This is a genomic window from Streptomyces sp. P5F9 (assembly GCF_057961495.1).
The window spans coordinates 1-3,385 of sequence record NZ_JBXVPZ010000713.1 but is presented as its reverse complement, the minus strand read 5'-3'; the positions used below and the strand labels follow the sequence as shown (position 1 = coordinate 3,385).

General features: G+C 68.9%; 4 protein-coding genes. 2 read left to right on the top strand and 2 right to left on the bottom strand.

The window, feature by feature from the left end; all coding sequences use genetic code 11:
• The first annotated feature begins 12 nt into the window (after positions 1 to 12).
• Entirely contained in the window at positions 13 to 750 is a 738-nt protein-coding gene (locus tag AC31A1_RS48905; protein ID WP_327407224.1) for an HNH endonuclease family protein, read from the top strand.
• Between the two features lie 93 nt (positions 751 to 843).
• Here the strand turns inward: AC31A1_RS48905 and AC31A1_RS48900 are convergent, their stop codons facing one another.
• Both AC31A1_RS48900 and AC31A1_RS48895 read right to left on the bottom strand, forming a co-directional pair.
• Positions 844 to 1,593, bottom strand: coding sequence for a hypothetical protein (locus AC31A1_RS48900; RefSeq protein WP_489659513.1), 750 nt, complete (start codon positions 1,591 to 1,593; stop codon positions 844 to 846).
• A gap of 185 nt (positions 1,594 to 1,778) precedes the next feature.
• On the bottom strand, positions 1,779 to 2,495 hold the full coding sequence (locus tag AC31A1_RS48895; protein WP_489659512.1) for an Rv1352/Rv1906c domain-containing protein: 717 nt from the start codon (positions 2,493 to 2,495) through the stop codon (positions 1,779 to 1,781).
• Positions 2,496 to 2,771: 276 nt separating this feature from the next.
• Between AC31A1_RS48895 and AC31A1_RS48890 the strand changes: the two genes are divergently transcribed.
• A partial coding sequence (locus AC31A1_RS48890; protein WP_489659511.1) for a helix-turn-helix transcriptional regulator occupies positions 2,772 to 3,385 on the top strand: 614 nt, incomplete at its 3' end.

Sequence of the window (3,385 nt, the reverse complement as noted above, 5' to 3'; positions counted from 1 at the left end):
GGGGCGCACGTGATGCGTCTGAGGGGTGGGGCGGCAATAGCCGCCCTGGTCATGTTGTCGGTCGCCGGATGCAAGACGGACACCACGGGAACGGGCGACTCCGGGCCCGAGGCGACGGCCGGTGGAGGTTCCGGCGCGGGTTCCGGCGGGGGCGCGGCCCTCACCGCCGCCGAGTCTCTGACCGTGAAGGGGCGTGCGCCGAAGACCGGTTACTCCCGCGAACGGTTCGGCACCGCCTGGGCCGACACGGACTCCAACAGCTGCGACACCAGGGACGACATCCTCAAACGGGACCTGAAGCAGGTGAAGTTCACCGACGGCGACTGCAAGGTGTCGTACGGCGTTCTCGAATCCGATCCGTACTCCGGCAAGGAAGTCGTCTACAAGCGCGGCGCCAGCCTCGTCGACATCGACCACCTGGTCGCCCTCTCCGACGCCTGGCAGAAGGGCGCCAAGTACTGGGACGCCAGCAAGCGCATAGCTCTCGCCAACGACCCGCTCAACCTGCTCACCGTCGGCGCCAGCCCCAACCGCAGCAAGGGCGATGGCGACACGGCGACCTGGGTGCCGCCCAAGGCGTACCGGTGCACGTATGTCGCCGCGCAGGTCGCCGTGAAGAAGAAGTACGGGCTGTGGGTCACCTCGGCGGAGAAGGCCGCGATGGTCAAGGTCCTCTCCACCTGCTCCAAGCAGGCCCTGCCGACCGGCGGCAACCCGACGAACGCGCCGGCGAGGTTCCACGCGAACTGAGCTGACACGGCCTCGACTTGACGACCCCGACCTGCGGCTACGGCTCGCCCCGTGAACGTGCCGTAGCCGCAGGAGACTTGGTGGCGCAGTGGCTCAGCTGCCCAGCTTGTCCAGGTCCAGGATCTTGCCGGTGGGCTTCTTCGCCGGTACCGGCTTCTCGTACTCGCCGAACGTGAGCGTCCCCGGGTCCTTCGCGGAGACGCTGTCGATGCGCAGCACATACGGCTTGCCCTCGGTCGCCACGTACAGCGTGTAGCTGTCCTTGCCGTCCTTCTCGTGCAGGGCGATGGCCGGAGTGCCGTCGAGGGTGGTCGTCTTCCCGCGCGTCGCGCCGGAGTTGCCGTCAGCGGCGCCGCCGAGCATCGAGTTCAGGTCGCAGAAGCTCGCGATGTCCTTGGCGTCCTCGCCCTTCGCGGACATCTTGGTCCACTTCCCGGCCATCATGCCCACGACCGCATCGGTGTCCGCCTTGGACTCGCCGTCGCTCTGGCCGCGCAGGAACGCCTCGTCGTACTTCATGTAGATGGTGTCGCCGACCTTGATCATGTCGGCCTTGCCCTTGCCCTGCAGGCTCAGCGTGCCGGCGCACTCGCCCTTCTTGTTCAGCGCCATGTCGATCACGATCGTGCCGCCGCTCTCGTCGTCGGGTATGTCGCCCTTCAGCCGTAGCGACGAGGCGCCGGTGGTGGCGGTCAGGGACCGGTCGGCGATCTCGCCACCGGTCAGCCCGGCGAACGGTCCCTTCGGCTTGCTGTCCGCCTTGTTCTCACCGGGCAGACACCCGGTGAGTCCCGCGGCGGCCACGGTGGTGAGGCAGAGAGCGGCAAGTGCGGTACGACGCATGGCAGTTCCTTGGTGGAGTGGTGAGCGGTGAGGAGGTGAGTGGTGACGAGATGAGGAGGTGCCCCGAAGCGGGGTCCGGAGAGGTGTCGGGCAGACCGACGTGCGGAGATGGGCCTACGGCGGGATGGGCACGCGTGCGCAGACGGGCGAGCGTTGACCTGACCTGACCTGACCTGATCAGAACGTCAGGCCGTCTTCTTCCAGTCCTTGCAGCCGGTCGTCTTGAAGTAGGCGTCCTTGGTGCTGATCGTGACGACGGCCGTGCCGGTCACGTTGTCGTTCGCGAGGGTCGAGGCCAGCCCGTGCTCGGCGTCCTTCGCGCGCTCCCAGTAGCACAGGTCGTCCGTGTTGCCGGTGGACCTGTAGGTGCCGGGGGCGATGTCGGTGCCGACCTTGAACATCCCGCCGTCGCCGGCCATCTTCGTGGCGGGGGAGCCCTGCGCCTTCGCGTCGACGGCCTCCCAGTCCTTGCAGCCGCTGGACTTGAAGATCTTGTCGCCGGCCTTGACGGTGACGTAACCGGCGCCGCTCACATGGTCGTTGGCCAGCAGCAAGTCCGTGTCGCCCGAGGCGTCCTTGGCCCGCTCCCAATAGCACATGCCGTCGGTGTTGCCGCTGGTGCGATACGTACCGGGCTTGATGTCCGTGCCGACCCGGAAGTCGCCGTCCCCGTCGAACGCGGCCTTCTTCTCCGCGGCGGCCCCGGTCGGGCCAGAGTCCTTCTTGGTGGCGGTCCTGTGTTCCGCGGACGCCGAAGAGCCCTTGGCGCTGCTGCCGGAACCACTGCCCGGCCCACTGCCCGAACCGCCGCCCCCGCCACTGGTGTCGGCGTTCGCCGACACGACCCCGATGACGACGACCCCCACGACAGCGCCCAGTGCGAGCCTGCCCTTCATCCCCATGGCTGTCCCCTCCCCGATGCGGCGACCGCCTCCCTCGGGCAGTCGTTCGTTCGCTGGGTCAATAAGAGCAGAGGCTGTGAACCGAGTCAACACGGTTCACGTGATGTGGTGTGTACACGGCCGTGAAGGGGTAGATCTTGTCCGCGTCGGTATGCTCGGCGTCACAGACGGGCGGCGGGCGTAACGCGGACACAGTGCAGAGGCAGCGCGGACGCGACGAGGCCGGTGCGACGAGGCCGGTGCGACGAGGCCGGTGCGACGAGGGGAGTGGGGCGAGTGCAGGACAACGCGACAGAGGTGACCGCCGCCGGTATCGCACGGCTCGCCGGCGTCGGCCGTGCCGCCGTCAGCAACTGGCGCCGCCGGCACGCGGACTTCCCCAAGCCGGTTGGCGGCACCGAGACCAGCCCCGCCTTCGCCCTCGCCGAGATCGAGTCCTGGCTGCGCAAGCAGGGGAAACTCGCCGAAGTCCCGCTGCGCGAACGGGTCTGGCAGCAACTCGTCGGCCACCCCGAGGGCCCGGTCACCGCCTTGGTGTACGCGGGCTGCGCCCTGCTGCTCATCCATGAACGCCCCACCGTCTGGCTGGACGTGAGCTCCGGTTCGGACGAGCGGATGGCCGCGATGCTGCCCGGCGCGCTGGAGCAGGTGATCGTGCCGCGCTTCGGTGCGGTGCGCGGCCGTGGAGTTCACAGGGGGCGGGAGGGGGGCGCTGCCGCGGCTGTGAACACACCGGCCTCGGCGTCCGCCTCCGCTCCGCTGGCGTCCGTGCACCCTCCGTCAGTCGTGAACGCTGTGAACACGCCGAACACCCACGCCGCCCCGAACACCCCGAACGCTGTGAACGCCCCGGCCGACCCGACTACACCCCCGGCCCCCGTGAACACCGC

Bases quoted from the DNA above. Each gene is read 5' to 3' on its own strand.
- AC31A1_RS48905 (WP_327407224.1), top strand. From the start codon at position 13: ATGCGTCTGAGGGGTGGGGCGGCAATAGCCGCCCTGGTCATGTTGTCG.
- AC31A1_RS48900 (WP_489659513.1), bottom strand. From the start codon at position 1,593: ATGCGTCGTACCGCACTTGCCGCTCTCTGCCTCACCACCGTGGCCGCC.
- AC31A1_RS48895 (WP_489659512.1), bottom strand. From the start codon at position 2,495: ATGGGGATGAAGGGCAGGCTCGCACTGGGCGCTGTCGTGGGGGTCGTC.